Raw genomic sequence first — 23,275 nt, 5'->3', positions numbered from 1 at the left:
GCGAAACCGCGGCGGCCATCTATGCTCAGTCCAGAACAAGAAGGGACGACATGGAGGACCCTGCATGAAACGCCTGTTCAGTGCGCTGCTGTTCTGCCTCGCCTGCCTGGCCCCGCTGCACCTGCCGGCCGCCACCAGCACCGCGGCCGACGCCGCCCAGGCCCAGCGGGCCCGGCAGTTGCTGGAGAAGGCCGTGGCCTACTACCGCCAGGAGGGCGACAAGGCCTTCGCCGCGTTCAGCCGCCAGGGCGAGTTCATCGATAACGAGCTGTACGTCTACGTCGTCGACAGCAAGGGCGTGATGCTGGCCAGCGGCGGCCCCTCGGTGGTGCTGATCGGCCGCGACGTCTCGCAACTGCTCGACCCGAACATGCGCAAGCAGTTCGCCAAGGCCCTCAAGGCCCCGGAGAACGGCAAGGTGCAGGAAACCGAGTACCGCTGGAAGAACTGGGCCGACGGCCGCGTCGAGCGCAAGCACACCTACTACCAGCGCATAGGCGACCGCTTCCTGGCGGTGGGCTACTACATCCCGCGCGCCGACGCCCGCCAGGCCGAGGCCATGCTGGAGAAGACGGCGAAGGCGGTGGAAGGCGCGCCGGAAGCGACCTTCAAGCGCATCAACGACCTCGACAAGGCCTTCATCGAGGATGACCTCTACGCCTTCGTGGTCGACATGGACACCGGCAAGTTCGTCGCCCACGGCTACAACACCCGGATGGTCGGCACCGACTTCGCCAGCCTCAAGGACCCGGCCGGCAACGCCATCGGCCAGGCCATGCTGGCGCTGGCCAAGAGCAAGGGCGAAGGGCAGTTCGACTACCAGTGGCGTAACCCGGTGACCGGCAAGGTGGAGAACAAGCACGCCCTGCTGCGCAAGAGCGGGCATTACCTGGTGGCGGTGGGGTACTACACGGCGGGGGGCTGAAAAGCCCTGAGGGCTGTTCGTAGGAGCGAGCAAGCTCGCGAACGGGGTTTGCTGGGGGCTGTGGTGTTGGGTTCAAGAGCGCCCTCTCCCCAACCCTCTCCCGCAAGCGGGAGAGGGGGCTTGTCCTGAGTGAGGGGGGAATCCTGAGTCATCCTGAAACGCCCAACCATCCCCGTCATTTCCGCGAACGCGCACTGCTGTCCGGCACGCCTCTAACAGCTGCCCCTGACGCAGGTTGATCTCGCGTATTCGCTCCTGCCGTCGTCGGTAACGTTCGGCCTCCAGGCCAGGACGCTGAAACAGCGTCGCCTGTACCTCCACCATCAGCATCCACAGGCTTTGCCGCGTTCCCGTCCTGCGTTGGTAAAGGTTCAGCAGCAAGTAGCTGATCAGCGCACAGAGAATCTGGAGGCGCACGGCATTCTCGCTACGACCCAGGAAACGCCTGACCTTCAGGTGTTGCTTGATCCATTTGAAAAACAGCTCGATCCGCCAGCGATCCCGATAGCGCTCGGCGATTTCTGCCGCCGGGCTGCTCAGGTCGTTGGTCGCTAGGCTCAGAGGCGGCTCATCGCCTGGGCGGTTCACCAGGATCCGCCGCAGGGGCTGGGTGTAGTGATTACGCCGTCGGCCACCTGGGTTGCGGTTGGAGAAGCTCACCTCTTCGTCTCGCAGGATCGTTTCCCGGTCTTGCTGGGGAACCTCGCGATGGGCCAGGACCTTGAGCCGCACATTGGACTTGAATCGTGTGACGAAGCGGGCCTTCTGGGCATCCAGGCTCGACCACCAGTTGAAGTCGTAATAGCCCTTGTCGAATACGTAGGTGGCCTGTGGCTCGATACCCAGCATCCGGCCTTCGTCGATGTCGTTGACGTTGGCTGCGCTGAAGCTGCAATGCACCGGCGCCGCCGCCTGCTCGGCATACAGCACATGGACTTTCAGCCCCTGGGAGCGGGTTCGATTGGACAGCGTCCATTCGTCGAAGCCAGGGCCCTTGAGGGTGATCGTGGTGGAGTCCAGCAGGTACAGCAGTTCCTTCCCGTCACGGCGTAACTGCCGGCAGACGCCCGCCATCAGGTAGTGCGCGACCTGGGCGAAGACCTCGGTATTACGGCGTTCGTTGGCGTCGGCCAGGGTGGAACGCCGGATCGGGCCCGTACCCAGGTGATAGTGCTGATGGGGATGGCTGTTGAAGCTGGTTTCAAGCGCCCGCAGGCTGCTCACGCCGGCCAGTTGGGCATACACCATGGCGACCAGGTGATCCCAGCTGCCAAAGCGCTTGCTGTGCTTGTCGGCGCCGTGTTCGGCGACCAGTCGATCGAAGACGCCGCGAGGCAGCGCTTTTAGTACATCGTGAAAACGGCTTATCCTGAACATCTTGCGGGGGCTGTGAGGTTGAGTTGGCGCTCAACGGTTTAACCCGTGCCTTCAGCCCCCGCAAGCCCTCCAGACGCCCCCTCGAAAATATTCCGGACAGTAGTGCGCGTTCGCGGGAATCCAGTGACGAGCGGTTCGCGAGCAAGCTCGCTCCTACGAAAAGCCAAAGCGCATTCGCTCTGGCTTTTGCTCTTGAGACTTCCAGAGAAACATCCGCGCACTCCGGAATGCCCCTTCAGAAGGCCGAACGAAACCGGCGCTCAGGAGGTCATGCGACATGGATGTCGCGAGAGCCCCGATGGGCTACAGGGACGTACCCTCGGGGCGGGCCTCCGTGGCGGGGGAATTCGCGAGGGTAGCCCGGCTCCATCGGGCCCGTATGTCGGGGCAAGCCTTTTTGGTTCCTTTTGTGGCGTTTGACAAAAGGGACTCGCCCGAGGGGGCGAAACCAGAAACCTCCGAACACTCGGTGCGGCGCGTCACACCCAAGCAGGAAGTCTCTGGGTGCCCGCGTTCGCGGGAATGACGGGGGGTAGGAGGATGGCGCCTGACTGACAAGCAGCTCAGGACAGCCCCCTCTCCCTTCAGGGAGAGGGTTGGGGAGAGGGCGCTCTTACACCCAACACCTACGTCACCGGTAACCACCGTTCGCGAGCAAGCTCGCTCCTACAATCCACATGAGGCACGGTGGTATTCCCCCGTAGGAGCGGACTCCGTCTTACAGGCAAGAAAAAACCGGCCCCACAGGCCGGTTTTCCATCCCCGCAAGCGACCTCAGCGAATCAGGCTGAGAAACTCGCTGCGGGTAGCGGCGTTCTCGCGGAACTCGCCGAGCATCACCGAGGTGACCATGGAGGAGTTCTGCTTCTCCACGCCGCGCATCATCATGCACATGTGCTTGGCCTCGATGACCACCGCCACGCCCAGGGCGCCGGTGACCTGCTGCACGGCCTCGGCGATCTGCCGCGACATGTTCTCCTGGATCTGCAGGCGGCGGGCGTACATGTCGACGATGCGCGCTACCTTGGACAGGCCCAGCACCTTGCCGTTGGGGATGTAGGCCACGTGGGCCTTGCCGATGAAGGGCAGCAGGTGGTGCTCGCACAGCGAGTACAGCTCGATGTCCTTGACCAACACCATTTCGCTGTTGTCGGAGCTGAACAGCGCGCCGTTGACGATCTCGTCCAGCGTCTGCTGGTAGCCGCGGCAGAGGTACTGCATGGCCTTGGCGGCGCGCTTGGGCGTGTCGAGCAGGCCTTCGCGGGTGACGTCCTCGCCGAGCTGGCTGAGGATCTGCGAGTAGTTTTGTTCCAGGGACATGTTCTACCTGTTGGGACTCGTTGAAGCGCAGAGGCGCAGGGTAGGGCGCGCGTGGCGTGCTGGCAAGGGCGCGGTGCGCCAGCGGGAGCGACGGATTATTCGTCGCGCCCCTCCAGCATGGTGCGGCGCAGCATCACGTAGAGCGAGCCGGTGCCGCCGTGGCGCGGCAGGGCCGAGGTGAAGCCCAGGACCTGCGGGTGCTGGCGCAGCCAGGTGTTGACGTGGCTCTTGAGCAGCGGCCGGCGACCGTCGGTGCGCGCCGCCTTGCCGTGGGTGACGCGCACGCAGCGCACCTCCAGGCGGGTGGCCTCGGCGAGGAAGTCCCAGAGCAGCTCGCGGGCCTTCTCGATGTTCATGCCGTGCAGGTCGAGGCTGCCCTCGAAGCCGATCTGGCCGGCCTTGAGCTTGCGCATCTGGCCTTCCTGCACGCCGTCGCGGGCCCAGTACAGCTCGTCCTCGGCGCCGACGTCGATGACGAACAGGTCGGACAGCCCGTCGACGCGCTGGTTTTCCACCTTGGTCGTGGCGTTCTGCTGGCGCAGCTTGACCTGCTGGCGGTCGGCCTTGGGCTTGCCGGTGTCGGCCTGGTCCACCTGGATGCGCTTGACGCCGCGCATCTCGTTGGCGAACAGGGAAAAATCGTCGTCTTGCATGGAGCCTCCGCGAAGAGGCGGCATTCTAGCGGATCGCGGGCGCTTTGCGGCAAGCCGCTCAGCCGCGCTTCTTCATCAGCCGCGGCGACAGGCTGAGGCCGTCGCCACGCCGCGCGCGGCGTCGCGCCAGGCGCCAGAACAGCACGCCCAGCCACAGGGCGAGCAGGCCGATCACCAGCAATACCGCGCCGGCCGCCGGTTCGATGTGCATGACCCCCGCCGCCGGTTGCCGGCGCAGCAAGGCCGCGCCGCCGGCCAGGGCGCCGAGCACGCCGAACGCGGCGATCAGCGCGGCCACGGCGGCCACGAAGCGCCAGCGCCAGCGGCCCGGTCGCTTCGGGCGTAGCGTGCGTGGATCGAAACTGTCGGACATCTTCATCCCGGCTTCCTCATCTGCTGAACGAGGCTATGACCGGTGTCGGCGGGAGGGGGTTCCGCCCCCGCAGGGAATGCCTGGCCCGCCCGTCCGGCGCGTGCCCGCTGGATGTGTCGCCTTACAGCCTAATAGCTGCGGCGGCAGCTTGCCGCCGCAGCGGGACGGACGGCGCTCAGATCAGCGCCTGGGCCTCGCCGACCACGGCGGCGAAGTTGTCGCCCAGGGCGGCCATTTCCGCGTGGTGCAGGTCGCGCGCCGAGAGCACGCCGCCATCCGGGGTGGGGATGTCGCGGGTGGCGCAGGCGGCGGTGACCAGGGTGCAGCGGTAGCCGTAGTCCTTGGCCGCGCGCACGGTGGTGCTGATGCTCGAATGGGTCATGAAGCCGCAGACGATGATGTCCAGCCGGCCGTTGTGCTGCAGGCGGTCGTGCAGTTCGGTGCCGGAGAAGGCGTTGGGCAGGCGCTTCTCCACCACCACCTCGCCGGGCAGCGGCGCCAGTTCGGGCAGGAACTGCCCGCGCGGGCCCTGCGGGTCGAGCAGGCCGCCATGGATGCCCAGGTGGCGCACGTGGACGATCGGGGTGCCCTGGCTGCGCGCGGCATCCAGCAGTTGGCGGATCTGCGCGACCGCCGGTTCCAGGCCGGGCAGGGCGAGGACGCCGCTGCGGTACTCTTCCTGGGCGTCGATGATCAGCAGCGTGCTCTGGCGGAGGGTGGCGGGCGGATAGCCGCGTCCGCTGATCTTCAGCATGCTGAGCGGTTGAGACATGACGAACTCCTATGATGCGTATGCCACCATTGTGGTCTGTTCCGCGGGCGCTGTGAATCTATGCGAAACCCGCGCAAAGTGGTATTGACCCCCTCGACGCCGGTGTGCGCCCGCGGCAGGCCGCCTTGGGCTAGAATGCCGGCCTTTTTGCCCGCCGCGAGGACCCTGCGCCGTGACCGAATCCCGTTTGCTGACCCTTCGAGACCATATCCGCTGGGCGGTCAGCCGCTTCCATGCCGAGGGGCTGTACTTCGGACATGGCACCGACAACGCCTGGGACGACGCCCGCCTGCTGGTGCTCGGCGCGCTGCACCTGCCGTGGGAAATGGCCGATGCGTACCTGGATTGCCGCCTCGAGGACGACGAGCGCGAACACCTGCGCGAACTGCTGCGCCGGCGCATCGAGGAGCGTGTGCCCACCGCCTATCTGCTGGGCGAGGCCTGGTTCTGCGGCCTGCCGTTCGTGGTCGACGAGCGCGTGCTGGTGCCGCGTTCGCCCATCGCCGAGCTGATCCAGCAGCGCTTCGAGCCCTGGCTGGCGGCGGAGCCGGCGCGCATCCTCGACCTGTGCACGGGCTCGGGCTGCATCGGCATCGCCTGCGCCTATGAATTCCTCCAGGCGGAAGTGGTGCTGGCCGACCTGTCCTTCGAGGCCCTGGAAGTGGCCAACGTCAACATCGAGCGCCACGAGCTGGGCGAGCGCGTCTACACCGTGCAGGGCGACGGCTTCGCCGGCCTGCCGGGGCAGCGCTTCGACCTGATCGTCTCCAACCCGCCCTACGTCGACGCCGAGGACTTCGCCGACATGCCGGCCGAGTACCGGCACGAACCGGAACTGGGCCTGGCTTGCGGCCACGACGGTCTGGACCTGGTGCGGCGCATGCTCGCCGAGGCCGCCGACCACCTGACCGAACAGGGCACCCTGATCGTCGAAGTGGGCAACAGCCAGGTGCACGTCGAGGCGCTGTACCCGGAGGTGGACTTCACCTGGCTGGAATTCCGCCACGGCGGGCACGGGGTGTTCCTGCTGTCGGCGGCGCAGTGCCGGGAGCACCAGGCGCTGTTCCGCTCGCGGGTGAACTGAGGCGCCGCGGGCCCTGCCCGCGATTTCGCGCGCAGGGCGCGCTCCTACAGGGGGCGATACCGGGGGCTCCTGCGAAACCCATGCGGCCGTGGCGATGGGTATCGCTTCGCTCAACGCCATCCTACGGGTCTTGTGTTTGCCGTATGCCGTGGGGCACGGCATTTTCTTGTTGGAGCAACTGTCTTGCCGACTGCGCCGAGGTGCTTTTCGTAGGATGGGTTGAGCTTGCGAAACCCATGCGGCCGTGGTGATGGGTATCGCTTCGCTCAACCCATCCTACAAAAGTCTCCCGCGGCCGTGCTCTTCGTAGGAGCGAGCCGTGCCCGTCCGTCCGCGCCGGCCCTCAGTGCGTCGCCATCCAGATCAGCAGCCCGGCCTGGAACACCGCGAACACCGTCAGGCAGGCGATGATGAAGCGCAGGCTGGTGTCGTCGCGGCGGAAGGTCTCGATGCGCTGCTGCAGCTTGCGGATTTCGTTGTCCTGGCTGGCCAGGTTCTGGTCGGCCTGTTCCAGCATGGCCGCGGCGTCCAGCAGCGGCAGCAGTTGCACCTTGTCCTTGTTCCAGTCGTCGTACAGCTCGCTCACCCGCCCGGCGCCGTAGCGGGCCTTGAGCAGGCGCGAGTCCTCGTACTCCACGTCGAAGCCCTGGGCGCGCAGGAAGTGGTCGCGGCGCAGGCGGATGTCCTCGTTGGGCGCGTCCTTCACCCCCAGCACGCCGCCCTCGACCTTGTAGTGCGCCCACTTCTGCCGCGCCCAGGCGATGCCCTGGGCCAGCAGGAAGCGGCCCAGGCCGCGGTTGATCGGCTCCAGGGCGAAGCCGCTGTCGGCGCCGAAGCGCACTTCCTTGTTGCGATGGTCGGCCCACACCTCGAACAGGTTCTGCTCCTTGCGCAGGGCCTGGCCGGGCAGCTGGATGCTCAGGCGCAGCAGGCTCTGCTCCGGGGCGTGGCGTTCCACCCGGCCGAGCTGGACGAAGCGCAGGGCGCGGGCGCCGGTGCTGCGGTCGGTGGGCAGGGGCGCCAGGCGCAGCAGGCGGAAATGCTCCGGCGCCAGCTCCGCCCAGGGATGGGGCGGAGTCGGTGTTTCGGCGGGGGCGGCGGCGTCGCTGCGCGGGTCGGCGTCGGTCATCGGATTCCTCGGGCCTGGCCGACGGCCAGGGATCAACTCAACTTCTGTAGGAAGCGTGTAAGTAACGACTTTCATACAGGGGCTAAGCGATTATCGACGCCGACAGTGATTTCTTGAGACGCCCGTTTCAGCTCATGCCTTCGGCCGATGGAGTCTGCGGGCGGGTTCGCAGGATGAAGCCGACCAGCCGCTGGACCAGGTCGCGAGCCAGCGGCAGCCCGGGGTCGTTGTAGGACGCCAGCTGCTTCTTCACGTCGGCCGGGACGATGCGCAGGATGTGGTTCATGCCGGAGATCAACTGCAGCTCGGCGTCCGGCCTGGCGCGCTGCAGCGCCTGGGCGTCGGCCACGTCGACCTGGATGTCGCTGGTGCCCTGCAGGATCAGCGTCGGCTGGCGCACCCGGGCCAGCGCCCGCGCCGGGTCGTGGCGGAACAGCGAGATCAGGTAGGGCTGCACGCTGGGGCGGAACAGCGCGTTCAGCTGCGCCGGCACCTCGGGCACCTGGTGGCCGCCGCGCAACCGGTCGAGGATGGCGTCGGCCTTCGCCAGCAGGGGCGGCGGCAGGCGCACCGAGAGCTGCTCGCGCAGCACCTTGTCGATCGGCCGGCCGCTGCCGGCGATCAACACCAGGGCCGCGGCCTTGCTGCGCGGCGCGGCCAGGCTGGCGATCAGCGCGCCCTCGCTGTGGCCCACCAGCACCTGCGGGCCGAAGCGCGGGTCCTCGGCCAGCCGGTCGCTCCAGGCCACCAGGTCGTCGACGTAGCCGTCGACGCTCAGTTGCCGTTCGTCCGGCGCGGCGTCGCGACTGCGGGCGATGCCGCGCTTGTCGTAGCGCAGGCTGGCGATGCCGTTGCTGGCCAGGGCCTCGGCCAGGCGCCGCAGGTAGGCGTTGTTGCCGCCCTCGGGGTTGTTGCCGTCGCGGTCGGTGGGGCCGGAGCCGGCCACCAGCAGTGCCAGCGGCGGCGGGCTGGCGGTCTGCGGCAGCAGCAGGGTGCCGCGCAGCACGCCGTGGCCGGTGTCCAGGTCGTAGGGGCGTTGCAGGATGGTGGGGGAGGCGGCGTAGGTCATTGCGGCGAACAGCCAGCAGGAAAGAAAGGCGATAAGGCGCGGCATGGAAGGCTTCATGGACTGCATGATAGCGGTTTGACGGCGCGCGCCGCGGAAGGTTCGCAGGGCGGTATGTCGCAGGTATACTGCTGGGCCTTTTCGTTCACCCAAGTCTTCCGCGGAGCCTCGCATGTCCGGCAACACCTACGGCAAGCTGTTCACCGTCACCACCGCTGGCGAAAGCCACGGCCCGGCGCTGGTCGCCATCGTCGACGGCTGCCCGCCCGGCCTTGAACTCTCCCTGGAAGACCTGCAGCTCGACCTCGACCGGCGCAAGCCCGGCACCAGCCGGCACACCACCCAGCGCCAGGAAGCCGACGAGGTGGAAATCCTCTCCGGCGTGTTCGAAGGCAAGACCACCGGCACCCCGATCGGCCTCTTGATCCGCAACACCGACCAGAAGTCCAAGGACTACTCGGCGATCAAGGACCTGTTCCGCCCGGCCCACGCCGACTACAGCTACCACCACAAGTACGGCGTGCGCGACTACCGCGGCGGCGGCCGTTCCTCGGCCCGCGAGACCGCCATGCGCGTGGCCGCCGGGGCCATCGCCAAGAAGTACCTGGCGAGCCTGGGCATCCGGGTGCGCGGCTACATGAGCCAACTGGGCCCGATCGAAATCCCCTTCAAGACCTGGGACAGCGTCGAGCAGAACGCCTTCTTCAGCCCCGACCCGGACAAGGTGGCGGAGCTGGAGGCCTACATGGACCAGCTGCGCCGCGACCAGGATTCGGTGGGCGCGAAGATCACCGTGGTCGCCGAAGGCGTGCCGCCGGGCCTGGGCGAGCCGATCTTCGACCGCCTGGACGCGGAACTGGCCCACGCGCTGATGAGCATCAACGCGGTCAAGGGCGTGGAGATCGGCGCCGGTTTCGCCAGCGTCGCCCAGCGCGGCACCGAGCACCGCGACGAGCTGACCCCCGAGGGCTTCCTGTCGAACAACGCCGGCGGCATCCTCGGCGGCATCTCCAGCGGCCAGCCGATAGTCGCGCACCTGGCGCTCAAGCCGACTTCCAGCATCACCACCCCCGGCCGCTCCATCGACGTGAACGGCAACCCGGTGGACGTGGTCACCAAGGGCCGCCACGACCCCTGCGTGGGCATCCGCGCCACGCCCATCGCCGAGGCGATGATGGCCATCGTGCTGATGGACCACCTGCTGCGCCAGCGTGCGCAGAATGCCGACGTGCGCGTCAATACGCCGGTGCTGGGGCAGCTCTGAGCCAGAAGCTGGAAGCCTGAAGCCCAGAGCCGCCACTTCCAGCTTCGAGCTTCCAGCCCATGGCTGCTTCTTTCCCCTACTGGCGCCTGTCCAGCTTCTACTTCTTCTATTTCTGCCTGCTGGGCGGGACCGCGCCTTTCCTCGCCCTGTACTTCCACCACCTGGGCTTTTCCGCCGCGCGCATCGGCGAGCTGGTGGCCATCCCCATGCTGATGCGCTGCGTGGCGCCGAACCTGTGGGGCTGGCTGGGCGACCGTTCCGGCCAGCGCCTGCGCATCGTGCGCTTCGGCGCGCTGTGCACGGCGGCGTGCTTCGCGCTGATCTTCCTCGACCACAGCTACGCCTGGCTGGCGCTGGTGATGGCCGGGCATGCGTTCTTCTGGCACGCGGTGCTGCCGCAGTTCGAAGTCATCACCCTGGCCCACCTGGGTGAGCGCACCGCCAGCTACAGCCGCATCCGCCTGTGGGGCTCGATCGGCTTCATCTGCACCGTGGTCGGCCTCGGCTGGCTGTTCGAAGCCACCAGCCTGGACTATTACCCCGTGGCGCTGCTGGCGATCATGCTGGGCATCGTCGCCGCCAGCTGGTGGGTGCCCAACGCGCAGCCGGCCTGGCGCCACGGCGACGCGCCGGCCAGCGGCTTCCTGGCCCAGCTGCGCCAGCCGGGGGTGGTCGCCTTCTACCTGTGCGTGTGCCTGATGCAACTGTCCCACGGGCCGTACTACACCTTCCTCACCCTGCACCTGGAGGCCCTCGGCTACAGCCGCGGGCTGATCGGCTGGTTGTGGGCCCTGGGCGTGGTGGCCGAGGTGCTGCTGTTCCTGGTGATGCCGCGCCTGCTGGGGCGTTTCAGCCTGCGCCAGGTGCTGGCGGCGAGCTTCCTGCTGGCGGCGCTGCGCTGGCTGCTGCTGGGCAGCCTGGCCGACCACCTGGGCCTGCTATTGTTCGCCCAGCTGCTGCACGCGGCCACCTTCGGCGCCTTCCACGCCGCCGCCATCCATTTCGTCCAGCGCAGCTTCCAGGCGCGCCAGCAGGGCCAGGGGCAGGCGCTCTACGCCGCGCTGGCCGGCACCGGCGGCGCCCTGGGCGCGCTTTACTCCGGCTACAGCTGGGCCAGCCTGGGCCCGGCCTGGACTTTCGCCATCGCCAGCCTGGCGGCGCTGGCCGCAGCCGTTATCATCCGTACCCGTCTGAAAGAGGAGCGGCCATGAGCAACAACCGTGAACACCTGACCCGCCAGATCATCGAGGCCGGGCGCTTCCTGTACGGCCGCGGCTGGTCGCCGGCCACCAGCAGCAACTATTCCGCGCGCCTGGCCGCCGACCGCGCGCTGCTCACCGTCTCGGGCAAGCACAAGGGCCAGCTGGGCGTCGACGACGTGCTGGAGACCGATCTTGCCGGCAACAGCCTCGAGGCGGGAAAGAAACCCTCGGCGGAAACGCTGTTGCACACCCAGCTGTACGCCTGGCGCGCCGAGATAGGCGCGGTGCTGCACACCCACTCGGTGAACGCCACCGTGCTCTCGCGCCTGACCCAGGGCGACCGCCTGGAGCTTGAGGACTACGAGCTGCAGAAGGCCTTCGCCGGCGTCACCACCCACGAGGGCCGGGTGACGGTGCCGATCTTCGACAACGACCAGGACATCGCCCGCCTGGCGGGCAAGGTCCAGCCCTGGCTGGACGCCCACCCGGACTGCCCCGGCTACCTGATCCGCGGCCACGGCCTGTACACTTGGGGGCCGCGCATGGAAGACGCCCTGCGCCAGGTGGAAGCCTTCGAATTTCTCTTCGAATGCGAACTTAAAGTGATCAGCCTTCGCGGCGGCACGCGCTGAGCGAATCCGGCAGTACCCGAGGACCCGAGCATGAGCAGCCTGACCGTCTACCACGAATCCGCCCCCGAGCAGCCGCTGAAGCTGCTCACCCACGCCGAGGACATCGCCGCCACCCTGGCCGAGCTCGGCGTGCGCTTCGAGCGCTGGCAGGCCAGCGCGCCCATCGCCCCCGGCGCCAGCCCCGACGAGGTGCTGGCCGCCTACGCGCCGGAGATCCAGCGCCTGAAGGACGAGCAGGGCTACGTCACCGTCGACGTGGTCAGCCTCAGCGCCGACCACCCGCAGAAGGACGAGCTGCGCGCCAAGTTCCTCGACGAACACCGCCATGGCGAGGACGAAGTGCGCTTCTTCGTCGCCGGCCGCGGCCTGTTCACCCTGCACGTCGAGGACCACGTCTACGCCGTGCTCTGCGAGAAGAACGACCTGATCTCGGTGCCGGCCGGCACCCGCCACTGGTTCGACATGGGCGAGCGCCCGCACTTCGTGGCCATCCGCCTGTTCAACAACCCCGAGGGCTGGGTGGCGAAGTTCACCGGCGACGAGATCGCCAGGCGCTTCCCGCTGCTGGAAGACTGACACCCCGCGCTCTATTTCTTTCGTAGGAGCGGATCTCATCCGCGAATCGCGCCGGAACCTCCGGCCATCGCGGACAAGGTCCGCTCCTACGGATAGCGTTACACCGGAGTTACCATGCCGATCAAAGCCATCCTCACCGACATCGAAGGCACCACCAGCGCCGTCAGCTTCGTCTTCGACGTGCTCTTCCCCTACGCCGCCGCGCACCTGCCGGATTTCGTCCGCGAGCACGCCGGCGAGCCGGAAGTGGCCGCGCAGCTGGACGCGGTGCGCGCCGAGAGCGGCGAAGCCGGCGCCGACGTCGAGCGCTGCATCGCCATCCTCCTGCAGTGGATCGCCGAAGACCGCAAGGCCACGCCGCTGAAAGCGCTGCAGGGCATGGTTTGGGAGCAGGGCTACCGCGCCGGCCAGCTCAAGGGCCACGTCTACCCGGACGCGGTGGAGGCGCTGCGCCGCTGGAAGGCCGAGGGCTATGACCTGTACGTCTACTCCTCCGGCTCGATCCAGGCGCAGAAGCTGATCTTCGGCTGCTCCGAGGCCGGCGACCTGGCGCCGCTGTTCTCCGGCTACTTCGACACCACCAGCGGGCCCAAGCGCGAGGCCGCCTCCTACGCGCGCATCGTTGAGGCCATCGGCCTGCCGGCGGAGCAGGTGCTGTTCCTCTCCGACGTGGTGCAGGAGCTGGACGCCGCCCGCGAAGCCGGCCTGGCAACCATCGGCCTGGCCCGCGAAGGCGGCGCCCTGAAAGGCCACGAGACGCAGGCCAGCTTCGCCCTGATCGACCCGGCCCGCTGCTGAGGCCACTGCCGTCTATGCTGGAGGGCACACCTCCAGCAGCGGGAGCGGCGCCATGGGTTCGACCTTCAACGGCCTGATCGGCCTGATCATCTTCGCCCTCGACGTCTGGGCGATCATCAGCGTGCTCAAGAGCAGCGCGGACGTGCCCATCAAGATCATCTGGGTGCTGGTGATCCTCATCCTGCCCTTGCTGGGGCTGGTGATCTGGGCGATCGCCGGGCCCAAGGGCAACGTGCGGGTGTAGCGGGGGCGGGGGGTTTCGTAGGAGCGAGCTTGCTCGCGAATGGAATATCCCCGAAACACGGAAACCACCTGGAAACCCCATCAAACCAACTCCAACTCTCGCGATTCCCCCACCATCACCCCCTCCAGCCGCAGCAGCGCCTCCTTGCGCGGCAGGCCGCCGCCGTAGCCGGTCAGGCTGCCGTCGCGGCCGATCACCCGGTGGCAGGGGATGATGATGCTGATCGGATTGGCGCCGTTGGCCGCGCCCACCGCGCGCACCGCCTTCGGCCGGCCGATGCGTTCGGCCAGGTCGGCGTACCAGGTGGTGTGGCCGTAGGGAATCTGCGTCAGCGCGTGCCAGACCTGGCGCTGGAACTCGGTGCCCTGGGGCGCCAGGCGCACGTCGAAGACCTTGCGCTTGCCGGCGAAGTATTCGTCCAGCTGCTTCATCACGGAATCCAGCTGGCTGCTGGCCTCGCGCCAGTCCGGGCCCGGCTCGTGGCCTTCGAAGGGGGTCATGTAGAGCATGCGCAGGCCCTGTTCGTCGCCGGCCAGCAGCAGGCGGCAGAGGGGGCTGTCGTAGTAGCGGTAGTGCATGGCTTCATCCTCCGATGCGGCTGCCTTGCGAGTAGGCTTGCCAGAGATAGACGGCGGCGTAGGCGCGCCAGGGGCGCCAGGCCTCGGCGCGGCGTTGCAGGTCGCGGGCGCTGGTGCCGGCCTCGCCCCAGACCGGCGACTTGAGCAGGCCCAGGTCGGCGGTGGGGAAGGCGTCGGCCTCGCCGAAGGCGCGCAGGGCCACGTATTCGGCGGTCCAGGGGCCGATGCCGGGCAGCTCGCAGAGGCGCTTCACCAGCGCTTGCGCGCCATCCTCCACATGCAGTTCCAGGGCGCCTTCGGCCACCGCCGCGGCGAAGCGCTGCAGGCTGGCCACGCGCTTGCCGGGCATGCCGATGCCGTCCAGGTCCGCCTCGGCCAGGGCCTGCGGGGTAGGGCAGAGGTACTGCGGGCCGTCGGCCACGGCGTTGCCCAGGGGCTGGCCGAGGCGCTGCACCAGGCGGCCGGTGATGGTCACCGCGGCCTTTACCGTGACCTGCTGGCCGACGATGGCGCGCACTGCCTGCTCGAACGGATCGAAGGCGCAGGGCAGGCGCAGCCCTGGCCAGGCTTCGACGAGCGGGCGCAGCAGCGGGTCGGCGCCCAGGTGCGCGGCCACCGCCCGCGGGTCGCTGTCCAGGTCGAACATCTTGCGCACCCGCGCGGCCAGCGGGGCGCTGTCGGCGCCGGCGCCGTCCAGGTGCAGTTCCAGGCGCAGGGCCGGCTCGTCGGCCAGCGGGCGGATCTCCATCCAGCCGGGCACGCCATCCAGGCGCAGGCTGCGCCGGTAGTGCGCCTCGCCCAGGGTTTCCACCCCGGCCAGGCGGCGCAGGGCGAAATGGGCGTGGAACTGTGCCCAGTCCCAGGGCGGCTGGTAGGGCAGGTGCAGGACGAGGGGCGTGATGGGTGCGTTCATGGCGCTGACCATAACCCGCCGCTGCCGCGCTGTCGTCCCGCAGCTGGCTTTCAAACTGAGCGGGCAAAGTGAGCGGGCAAACTGAGTGGGCAAGGTGAATGGGCGAAGTGCGCGGGTTCGACCTGTCATGCCTCGCACAGTAGAATGCGCGCCTTTCACGGCCGGCCCTCGGCCCGCTTCATTCACCGTTGAACCGGGAGACCGCCCATGCGCGATTACCAGGAAACCCTCTACGAAGGCTACGGCCAGCGTTTCAGCGTCGACCAGCTGCTCCACGAGGTGCGCACCGAGCACCAGCACCTGGTGATCTTCGAAAACGCCCGCATGGGCCGGGTGATGGCCCTGGATGGGGTGATCCAGACCACCGAGGCCGACGAGTTCATCTACCACGAGATGCTCACCCACGTGCCGATCCTTGCCCATGGCGCGGCCAGGCGCGTGCTGATCATCGGCGGCGGCGACGGCGGCATGCTGCGCGAGGTGTGCAAGCACGCCAGCGTCGAGCACATCACCATGGTCGAGATCGACGGCACCGTGGTCGACATGTGCAGGCAGTTCCTGCCGCGCCACTCCAACGGCGCCTTCGACGATGCGCGCCTGGACCTGGTGATCGACGACGGCATGCGCTTCGTCGCCACCACCGAGCGCAAATTCGACGTGATCATCTCCGACTCCACCGACCCCATCGGCCCGGGCGAGGTGCTGTTCTCCGAGAACTTCTACCAGGCCTGCCACCGCTGCCTGAACCCGGGCGGCGTGCTGGTCACCCAGAACGGCACCCCGTTCATGCAACTGGACACCGTGCGCAACACCGCCGGTCGGATGAACGGCCTGTTCGCCGACTGGCACTTCTACCAGGCGGCGGTGCCCACCTACATCGGCGGCGCCATGACCTTCGCCTGGGGCGCCCTTGAGCCCGCCCTGCGCCGCGTGCCGCTGGAAACCCTGCGCCAGCGCTTCGCCGCCAGCGGCATCGCCACCCGCTACTACAACCCGGAAATCCACCAGGGCGCCTTCGCCCTGCCGCAGTACGTGCTGCAGGCCATCGGCAAGCCGCACAACGACTGATCCGCAAGCGCCGTTGTCGGAACCATCCGGCGGCGGCGACTCTTTTTTCACCTGCGTTGGGCATAATCCGACACCTTGACGGCATTTTCTTAAGGTCTGGCTAATTTTCACCGACTAGAATGCGCCGCCCGCTCCACGTCCGGCTCCCGGACGTGGAGCCTCCGCACCTCCCCGCAGGGGAGGGCGCCCGAACCGAACGTTGCACAGAACGGAACCTGAAACATGGGCCAATCGGAAGTCCTGAATACCCGCCAGCGCGCCGCCAACCTGGCGCGCGCCACGGTGTCCAGCCACCTGGGGTTCATCCTGCTCGGCAGCCTGGCGCTGATGCTGATGTTCTCCCTGCTGCGCCTGGCGCTGCTGATCTACAACCGCGAGCTGATCGGCGATACCCCGGCCAGCGCCTTCGTCGAGGCCTTCGTCACCGGGCTGCGCTTCGACATCCGCGCGGTGATATTGATAGTCGCGCCGATGATCTTCGCCCTGGCCAGCGTCACCGCCATGCGCTGGCGCATGTTCTGGCGCCTCTGGCTGACCGCCCTGGCCAGCCTGACGCTGTTCCTCGGCGTGCTGGAGCTGGACTTCTACCGCGAGTTCCACCAGCGCCTGAACAGCCTGGTGTTCCAGTACATGTCCGAAGACCCGAAGACGGTCATGAGCATGATCTGGTACGGCTACCCGGTGGTCCGCTACCTGCTGGCCTGGGCCGTGGCCACCTGGCTGCTGTTCATGCTGTTCCGCGGCGTCGACCGCGCCACCCGGCCCAGCGCCGTGGGCGCCTCGGCCGCGGCCTGGTACCTGCGCGTGGCCGCCCTGCTGGTGGTGGTGCTGGTGGCCGGCGTCGCCTACCGCGGCACCCTGCGCCAGGGCCCGCCGCTGCGCTGGGGCGATGCCTTCACCACCGACTCGATGTTCGCCAACCACCTGGGCCTGAACGGCTCCATGACCCTGCTCAAGGCCGCCGAGGACCGCTTCGGCGAGGACCGCGCGAACATCTGGAAGGCCACGCTGCCCGACGACCAGGCCCGCGACACCGTGCGGCAGATGCTGCTGACGCCCAACGACAAGCTGGTGGACGCCGACGACGCGGCCATCCGCCGCGACTTCACCCCGCCGGCCGAAGGCACGCTGCCGGGCGTGAAGAACGTGGTGGTGATCCTCATGGAAAGCTTCGCCGGCCACTTCGTCGGCGCCCTGGGCGCGCCGGGCAACATCACCCCGTACTTCGACAAGCTGTCGAAGGAAGGCCTGCTGTTCACCCAGTTCTTCTCCAACGGCACCCACACCCACCAGGGCATGTTCGCCACCATGGCCTGCTTCCCCAACCTGCCGGGCTTCGAGTACCTGATGCAGACGCCCGAGGGCGGCCACAAGTTCTCCGGCCTGCCGCAGCTGCTCAGCGCGCGCCAGTTCGACGACGTCTACGTCTACAACGGCGACTTCGCCTGGGACAACCAGTCCGGCTTCTTCGCCAACCAGGGCATGACTACCTTCGTCGGCCGCAACGACTTCGTGAACCCGGTGTTCTCCGACCCGACCTGGGGCGTGTCCGACCAGGACATGTTCTCCCGCGGTAACGAGGAACTGGACCGCCTGGCCGCCAGCGGCAAGCCGTTCTACGCCCTGCTGCAGACGCTCTCCAACCACGTGCCCTACGCACTGCCCAAGGACCTGCCGGTGGAGCGCGTGACCGGCAACGGCAGCCTCGACGAGCACCTGACCGCCATGCGCTACTCCGACTGGGCGCTGGGCCAGTTCTTCGAGAAGGCGAAGAAGTCGCCGTACTACAAGGACACCCTGTTCGTGGTGGTGGGCGACCACGGCTTCGGCGCGCCGGAACAGCTGACCGAGATGGACCTGTTCCGCTTCAACGTGCCGCTGCTGATCATCGCCCCGGGCATCCAGGAGAAGTACGGCGCCAGCCGCGACACCGTCGGCACCCAGATCGACATCGTGCCGACCATCATGGGCCGCCTGGGTGGCGAGGTGCGCCACCAGTGCTGGGGCCGCGACCTGCTGAACCTGCCGGCCGGCGACAAGGGCTTCGGCGTGATCAAGCCCTCGGGCAGCGAACAGGTGGTGGCCATCCTTTCCGGCAACCGCATCCTGATCAAGCCCAAGGAAGGCGACATCCGCGTGTACGACTACCAGGTCGGCGCCCATCCCAAGGCCGAGCGCGTGCAGGGTGTGCCGGACGAGGCCGAGCTGAAGAAGCGCCTGGAATCCTTCATCCAGACCGCGACCAAGAGCCTGCTGAACAACACCACTGGCGTGGTGGACAGCAAGCCGGACAGCGACTGACCGGCGCGTGACGGAGAAGGGGCCTGCGGGCCCCTTTTTCGTGGGCGGCGCTTTAAGATTTGGTTATAAATTAAGTCGATATTGATATAAGCGCTTATAAGGAAAGCCGCTATCCTGCCCGCCGGTTTTCGCAAGCCGTTCACGGCTTTCAGGAAGGGTTGATGGAATTCGGCGTCCTTGGTTTCGTTGTCGCAGGCTTGCTGGTCGGGTTCATCGTGGGTATGACCGGCGTCGGCGGCGGTTCGCTGATGACGCCCATCCTGCTCTGGTTCGGCATCAACCCGGCGGCCGCCGTGGGCACCGACCTGCTGTACGCAGCCATCACCAAGTCCGGCGGCGTGCTGGTGCACACCCGGCACAAGAACGTCGACTGGCGCATCACCGGCTGGCTGACCCTCGGCAGCGTGCCGGCAGCGGGCCTGACCCTGCTGTTCCTGCACAGCCTGGGCGCCGACACCCAGGCGCTGAACACGGTGATCAAGCACGCCCTGGGCGTGGTCCTGCTGCTCACCGCCCTGGCCATCCTGTTCAAGCAGAAGCTGCTGGCCTTCGCCCACAAGCATGCCGGCGATCATTACCACCTGGGCGGCGCCAGCCTCAACGGCCTCACGATTCTCACCGGCGTGGTGCTCGGCGCCATGGTCGCGCTGACCTCCATCGGCGCCGGCGCGCTGGGCACGGTGGCGTTGTTCGTGCTCTATCCCTTCCTCGCCACCCGCCGCCTGGTGGGCACCGAGATCGCCCACGCGGTGCCTCTGACCCTGGTGGCCGGCCTGGGCCACGCCAGCATGGGCAACATGGACTGGCAACTGCTGGGGTACCTGCTGTGCGGTTCGCTGCCGGGGATCTACCTGGGGAGCCATCTGTCCGGGCGCATCTCGGACAACGTCCTGCGGCCGTGCCTGGCGGTGATGTTGTTCAGCATCGGCTACAAGCTGGTGTTCTGATCCGGTTCGGCGGTTCTCCCGGTTCGTGGGAGCGAGCTTGCTCGCGAATGGAGCTTCCCGGCGGTGTAGGCGCTCTTAACCCCTACGGCACTGCGCCGGCAGATGCTCCAGTCACTACCGCGCGAATGAAAAAAGCCGCGCAGGAGTGAGGCGCGGCTGGAAGCGGCGGGCGTCGGGAGGGGCCCGCCGAAAGCGTCGGCTTCAGTGGTGCCCGCAGAGGGCGTCGCGGCCACGTTCGCCGAGGATGTTGAACAGCAGGTTGAGCAGCACCGCCCAGATCGCGGTCATGGCGATGCCGCTGTGGGTGATCGGTTCCATCCAGGCGGGCAGGGCGGCGAAGAAGTCCGGGCGCACCACCGGGACCATGCCCATGCCGATGCTCACCGCCACCAGCAGCTGGTTGCGGCGGTCGACGATGTCCACCTCGTGGAGGATGCGGATGCCGCTGGCGGCGACCATGCCGAACATGGCGATGCCGGCGCCGCCGAGCACCGCCGGCGGGATCGAGGCGACCACGTAGGCGGCCTTGGGCATCAGGCTGAGGAGGATCAGGAAGCCGCCGGCGGCCACGGTGACGAAGCGGCTGCGCACCCCGGTCATCTGCACCAGGCCGATGTTCTGGGCGAACGACGAATGGGTGAAGGTGTTCATGAAGCCGGCGAAGAACGACGCCGTGGCATCGCACAGCAGGCCGCGGCGCAGGCGCTTGGGGCAGATCTCGTCGCCGGTGATCTTGCCCAGGGCGAGGAACATGCCGGTGGACTCGACGAAGATGATCAGCACCACCAGGCACATCGACAGCACCGGCGCCAGGTGGAAGCTGGGCGCGCCGAAGTGCAGCGGGGTGACCACCTCGAAGGCCGGGCGGGTATCGATGCCGGACAGGTCGACCATGCCCATGGCGCTGGCGACGATATAGCCCAGCAGCATGCCGATGAGCACCGAGACGTTGGTCCAGAAGCCCTTGAGGAAACGGTTGACCAGCAGGATGGCGGCCAGCACCAGGCTGGACAGGAACAGGTATTCCAGGGCGCCGAAGTTGGCCGCGCCCTTGCCGCCGCCGGCCCAGTTGATGGCCACCGGGAACAGGCACATGCCGATGGAGGTGATCACGGTGCCGGTCACCAGCGGCGGGAAGAAGCGCACGATGCGGCTCATGAAGGGCGCGACGAGCATGCCGAACAGGCCGGCGGCGATGGTCGCGCCGAAGATGCCGTTGATGCCCACGCCGGGCATCCCGGCCATGGCCACCATGCTGCCGACGGCGGCGAAGCTGGCGCCCATCATCACCGGCATGCGGATGCCGACCGGGCCGATGCCCAGCGACTGCACCACGGTGGCGATGCCGGCGACCAGCAGGTCGGCGTTGATCAGGAAGGCGATTTCCTCGCGGGACAGGCCGGCGGCCTGGCCGACGATCAGCGGGACGGCCACGGCGCCGCCGTACATCAGGAGCACGTGCTGGAATCCCACCAGCAGCAGTTGCAGCAACGGCAGACGCTGGTCGGCGGACGAGCCGGCCGCGTGGCGCTCAGTTACCTCGGACATGCAACACCTCGATTTTTATTGTTGTGTCACTGGTGGACGCCGATCAGGCTCGGCGGCCGGGTAGTACTGGCTCGCCACACCCCCGGGGCCGTGCGGGTGAAGCGGTGCGGGACTTTATAGCGTCGATGTGTATTCGCTTCAATATGTTTTTGTATACAACTCTCCGGTCGGCTTGTGAATGATGGGTTTCGGGTCGCTCTAGGCCGCGTGTTCCGTGGTCTTGGCGGGATGTAGCCGTAGGTCGGGTGGGACTACATTTTTATTTCATGGGTTCGATGTTCCTCCAGGTGGGTTCAAAGCCTCGTAGGATGGGTTGAGCGAAGCGATACCCATCGCCACGGCAACATGGGTTTCGCAAGCTCAACCCATCCTACGAAGAGCGCCCCTGACGCAGTCGGTAAGACAGTTGCTCCTACAACTCGCCAGCTCGCCGTGAGCCCCCGCGGGCATAAAAAAACCGCACCCGAAGGTGCGGTCTTTCTGGTTCCGGCGAACCGCGGTGGCTCAGTTGGTCTGGGCGCCCTTGGCGATCCAGTTGCCGAGCAGGTTGCGCTCGTCCTGGGTCATCTGGGTGATGTTGCCCAGCGGCATGACCTGCGAGGCCACGGCCAGGGCCTGGATCTTCGCGGCCTGGGCCTGGATCTGCTGCGGGGTGTCGAACATCACGCCGGCCGGGGCCGCGCTGAACAGCGGGCTGGTCGGCTTGGCCGAGTGGCAGGCCACGCAGCGCTCCTGGATCACGTGATGAACCTTGTCGAAATCCACGCCAGCGGGCGCCGAGGCTTGCGCCTGGGCCTGCGCGGCGGCGGGCTTGTCGGCCTCTTCCTTGGCGCGTTCGGCGGCGGTCTTGCCGCCGATGGCGGTTTCCGGCAGCGGCTGGTACTGCACCTGCGCGGCGTTGCCGGCGGGGGCGGCGCTCTGCAGCGTCGGGCCGGTGACGAAGGCCAGGGCGATCATGCCCACGGCGCCGGCGGGCAGGGCCCAGGCCATGCCGTTGCCGTTGTGGCGGGTGTTGAAGTAGTGCCGCACTATCACCGCCAGCGCCGCGATGCACGCCAGGATCAGCCAGTTGTAGTGGCTGCCGTAGGTGCTCGGGAAGTGGTTGCTGATCATGATGAACAGCACCGGCAGGGTGAAGTAGTTGTTGTGGCGCGAACGCAGCAGGCCCTTGGCCGGCAGCACCGGGTCGGGCTCGCGGCCTTCCTCGATGGCCTTAACCAGCGCGCGCTGGGCCGGCATGATCACCCGGAACACGTTGCCGACCATGATGGTGCCGATGATCGCGCCGACGTGCAGGTAGGCGCCGCGGCCGCTGAACACCTGGCTGAGGAGGTAGGCGGCGAGCACCAGCAGGGCGAACAGGATGGCGCCGAGCAGGGCGGGGGTCTTGCCCAGCGGCGAGTCGCACAGGCCGGAGTAGATGAACCAGCCGGCGATCAGCGAGCCGATGCCGATGGCGATGGCCGCGGCGGGCGCCAGGTCGCTGCCCGGGGCCACCAGGTACAGGCTGGGGTTCAGGTAGAAGACGATGGTCAGCAGGCACACGCCCGAGAGCCAGGTGGAGTAGGCCTCCCATTTGAACCAGTGGAGGTTGTCCGGCATCTTCGGCGGCGCCAGCTTGTATTTCTCCAGGTGGTAGATGCCGCCACCGTGGATTGCCCAGAGGTCGCCCGAGAGCCCCTCGCGCGGGTTGACGCGGTTGAGGTTGTTTTCCAGCCAGACGAAGTAGAACGAGGCACCGATCCAGGCGATGCCGACGATCATGTGAATCCAGCGAACCAGCAGGTTCGCCCATTCGATGAGATGTGCTTCCACAGTCATTACCTCTTGCCCGGGCGCCGGCGTCGCGGCGGACGGGCCTCTCTTATTAGTTTAGTTGGGGGTCGAGGAGCAGTTGCTCGTCCTCGGTGAAGAAATGCTCGTCGCAGTTGTTGCCGGAACCGCTGCGATCGACCACCAGGAAGTCATCCCGCTTTTCGATCGTCAGCACCGGGTGGTGCCAGACGCCGCGGTGGTAATTGATGCCCTGCCTTCCGTTGGTCAGGAAGGCGCGGACAAGGCCCGGTACAGGTACGTCGCCAAGTGGCGCGACCACGACCAGAAAGGGGTTGCCGAGCAGCGGGATGAAGGCCTGGCTGCCCAGCGGATGACGCTCCAGCATGCGGATGCGCAAGGGCATCTCCAGTGCTTCGGCGCTGAAGATGCTGATGATCGCCTTATCCTCGGGCTGCGCGGTCTCGACCGTGGCGAGCTTGTGATAGCGGCGGGTGGAACCGTTGTTGATCATGAAGTGGGCGCTGCCCTCGGTCTCGATGACATCACCGAACGGGGCGAAGGCTTCCTTGGTCAACGGTTCGATCTTCAGGGTACGCATGGCTGGTCACTTGTATTTGTTGTACTGAACCCGGGCGGGGCCCGGGAACCGTTTTTTCCGTCACTCCCGCGAACGCGGGGGCCCAGTGTCTCTGGCCCCCCGCGCCAGCGGGGACGACGGCAGTGTTTCGC

The 23,275-nt window shown here is 67.4% G+C and carries 23 protein-coding genes; 11 read left to right on the top strand and 12 right to left on the bottom strand.

What is annotated here, in order from left to right; genetic code table 11:
- The first annotated feature begins 64 nt into the window (after window positions 1–64).
- Entirely contained in the window at window positions 65–925 is an 861-nt protein-coding gene (locus FG99_RS21110; RefSeq protein WP_043272161.1) for a cache domain-containing protein, read from the top strand.
- Between the two features lie 72 nt (window positions 926–997).
- Here the strand turns inward: FG99_RS21110 and FG99_RS21105 are convergent, their stop codons facing one another.
- From FG99_RS21105 to FG99_RS21085, 5 genes are all read right to left on the bottom strand, one after another.
- Window positions 998–2,302 carry an IS4 family transposase gene (locus tag FG99_RS21105; protein WP_051879100.1) on the bottom strand — a complete coding sequence of 435 codons (1,305 nt, stop codon included), beginning with the start codon at window positions 2,300–2,302 and terminating at the stop codon, window positions 998–1,000.
- 774 nt (window positions 2,303–3,076) lie between these two features.
- Window positions 3,077–3,622, bottom strand: coding sequence for a GTP cyclohydrolase I FolE (gene folE, locus FG99_RS21100; protein WP_009618627.1), 546 nt, complete (start codon window positions 3,620–3,622; stop codon window positions 3,077–3,079).
- 95 nt (window positions 3,623–3,717) lie between these two features.
- A complete protein-coding gene (locus FG99_RS21095) occupies window positions 3,718–4,275 on the bottom strand; it encodes a Smr/MutS family protein (protein WP_043272160.1) in 558 nt (185 codons plus the stop codon).
- A gap of 58 nt (window positions 4,276–4,333) precedes the next feature.
- Window positions 4,334–4,654, bottom strand: coding sequence for a hypothetical protein (locus tag FG99_RS21090; protein ID WP_009618630.1), 321 nt, complete (start codon window positions 4,652–4,654; stop codon window positions 4,334–4,336).
- Window positions 4,655–4,823: 169 nt separating this feature from the next.
- Entirely contained in the window at window positions 4,824–5,420 is a 597-nt protein-coding gene (locus FG99_RS21085) for a cysteine hydrolase family protein (protein WP_009618632.1), read from the bottom strand.
- A gap of 172 nt (window positions 5,421–5,592) precedes the next feature.
- Between FG99_RS21085 and prmB the strand changes: the two genes are divergently transcribed.
- Window positions 5,593–6,504, top strand: coding sequence for a 50S ribosomal protein L3 N(5)-glutamine methyltransferase (gene prmB, locus FG99_RS21080; protein ID WP_043272159.1), 912 nt, complete (start codon window positions 5,593–5,595; stop codon window positions 6,502–6,504).
- A gap of 343 nt (window positions 6,505–6,847) precedes the next feature.
- Here the strand turns inward: prmB and FG99_RS21075 are convergent, their stop codons facing one another.
- On the bottom strand, window positions 6,848–7,633 hold the full coding sequence (locus FG99_RS21075) for a hypothetical protein (protein WP_043272158.1): 786 nt from the start codon (window positions 7,631–7,633) through the stop codon (window positions 6,848–6,850).
- Between the two features lie 127 nt (window positions 7,634–7,760).
- Complete coding sequence (locus tag FG99_RS21070) at window positions 7,761–8,759, bottom strand: alpha/beta hydrolase (RefSeq protein WP_043272259.1); 999 nt, start codon at window positions 8,757–8,759, stop codon at window positions 7,761–7,763.
- A gap of 112 nt (window positions 8,760–8,871) precedes the next feature.
- On the opposite strand from FG99_RS21070, the gene aroC reads away from it, so the two are divergent.
- The 6 genes from aroC to FG99_RS21040 all read left to right on the top strand — a co-directional run bounded on the left by aroC (window position 8,872) and on the right by FG99_RS21040 (window position 13,415).
- Window positions 8,872–9,963, top strand: a complete 1,092-nt coding sequence (gene aroC, locus FG99_RS21065) for a chorismate synthase (RefSeq protein WP_043272157.1) — start codon at window positions 8,872–8,874, stop codon at window positions 9,961–9,963.
- 59 nt (window positions 9,964–10,022) lie between these two features.
- Window positions 10,023–11,174, top strand: coding sequence for an MFS transporter (locus FG99_RS21060; RefSeq protein WP_043272156.1), 1,152 nt, complete (start codon window positions 10,023–10,025; stop codon window positions 11,172–11,174).
- Window positions 11,171–11,797 (top strand): methylthioribulose 1-phosphate dehydratase, encoded by a 627-nt coding sequence (locus tag FG99_RS21055; protein WP_043272155.1) that lies wholly within the window; start codon window positions 11,171–11,173, stop codon window positions 11,795–11,797. The genes FG99_RS21060 and FG99_RS21055 overlap by 4 nt, the downstream gene beginning before the upstream one ends.
- Window positions 11,798–11,827: 30 nt before the next feature.
- Window positions 11,828–12,373: a 1,2-dihydroxy-3-keto-5-methylthiopentene dioxygenase gene (locus FG99_RS21050; RefSeq protein WP_009618648.1), complete on the top strand. Its 546-nt coding sequence runs from the start codon at window positions 11,828–11,830 to the stop codon at window positions 12,371–12,373.
- A 114-nt stretch (window positions 12,374–12,487) separates the two neighbouring features.
- Window positions 12,488–13,171, top strand: a complete 684-nt coding sequence (mtnC, locus tag FG99_RS21045) for an acireductone synthase (protein ID WP_043272154.1) — start codon at window positions 12,488–12,490, stop codon at window positions 13,169–13,171.
- A gap of 52 nt (window positions 13,172–13,223) precedes the next feature.
- Complete coding sequence (locus FG99_RS21040) at window positions 13,224–13,415, top strand: PLDc N-terminal domain-containing protein (protein WP_043272153.1); 192 nt, start codon at window positions 13,224–13,226, stop codon at window positions 13,413–13,415.
- Window positions 13,416–13,495: 80 nt separating this feature from the next.
- Here the strand turns inward: FG99_RS21040 and FG99_RS21035 are convergent, their stop codons facing one another.
- Complete coding sequence (locus tag FG99_RS21035; RefSeq protein WP_009618654.1) at window positions 13,496–13,993, bottom strand: methylated-DNA--[protein]-cysteine S-methyltransferase; 498 nt, start codon at window positions 13,991–13,993, stop codon at window positions 13,496–13,498.
- Between the two features lie 4 nt (window positions 13,994–13,997).
- Window positions 13,998–14,906, bottom strand: a complete 909-nt coding sequence (locus tag FG99_RS21030; protein WP_043272258.1) for a DNA-3-methyladenine glycosylase family protein — start codon at window positions 14,904–14,906, stop codon at window positions 13,998–14,000.
- Window positions 14,907–15,113: 207 nt separating this feature from the next.
- Here FG99_RS21030 and speE point away from each other — a divergent pair, with 207 nt between their 5' ends.
- From speE to FG99_RS21015, 3 genes are all read left to right on the top strand, one after another.
- Window positions 15,114–15,974 carry a polyamine aminopropyltransferase gene (gene speE, locus FG99_RS21025; RefSeq protein WP_043272152.1) on the top strand — a complete coding sequence of 287 codons (861 nt, stop codon included), beginning with the start codon at window positions 15,114–15,116 and terminating at the stop codon, window positions 15,972–15,974.
- A 222-nt stretch (window positions 15,975–16,196) separates the two neighbouring features.
- Complete coding sequence (locus tag FG99_RS21020) at window positions 16,197–18,275, top strand: LTA synthase family protein (RefSeq protein ID WP_043272151.1); 2,079 nt, start codon at window positions 16,197–16,199, stop codon at window positions 18,273–18,275.
- Window positions 18,276–18,436: 161 nt separating this feature from the next.
- Complete coding sequence (locus tag FG99_RS21015; RefSeq protein ID WP_009618662.1) at window positions 18,437–19,222, top strand: sulfite exporter TauE/SafE family protein; 786 nt, start codon at window positions 18,437–18,439, stop codon at window positions 19,220–19,222.
- 201 nt (window positions 19,223–19,423) lie between these two features.
- On the opposite strand, the gene FG99_RS21010 is transcribed toward FG99_RS21015, so the two are convergent.
- The 3 genes from FG99_RS21010 to FG99_RS21000 all read right to left on the bottom strand — a co-directional run bounded on the left by FG99_RS21010 (window position 19,424) and on the right by FG99_RS21000 (window position 23,144).
- Window positions 19,424–20,770 carry a nucleobase:cation symporter-2 family protein gene (locus tag FG99_RS21010; protein ID WP_043272150.1) on the bottom strand — a complete coding sequence of 449 codons (1,347 nt, stop codon included), beginning with the start codon at window positions 20,768–20,770 and terminating at the stop codon, window positions 19,424–19,426.
- Between the two features lie 504 nt (window positions 20,771–21,274).
- On the bottom strand, window positions 21,275–22,585 hold the full coding sequence (locus FG99_RS21005) for a urate hydroxylase PuuD (RefSeq protein WP_043272257.1): 1,311 nt from the start codon (window positions 22,583–22,585) through the stop codon (window positions 21,275–21,277).
- A 52-nt stretch (window positions 22,586–22,637) separates the two neighbouring features.
- Window positions 22,638–23,144 carry an ureidoglycolate lyase gene (locus tag FG99_RS21000; RefSeq protein WP_043272149.1) on the bottom strand — a complete coding sequence of 169 codons (507 nt, stop codon included), beginning with the start codon at window positions 23,142–23,144 and terminating at the stop codon, window positions 22,638–22,640.
- Between the last annotated feature and the right edge of the window lie 131 nt (window positions 23,145–23,275).

The organism is Pseudomonas sp. AAC, assembly GCF_000725445.1.
Taxonomy (GTDB): domain Bacteria; phylum Pseudomonadota; class Gammaproteobacteria; order Pseudomonadales; family Pseudomonadaceae; genus Pseudomonas; species Pseudomonas citronellolis.
Note: the sequence above shows the minus strand (reverse complement) of the source record. Positions and strands in the feature narration are given on the sequence as shown.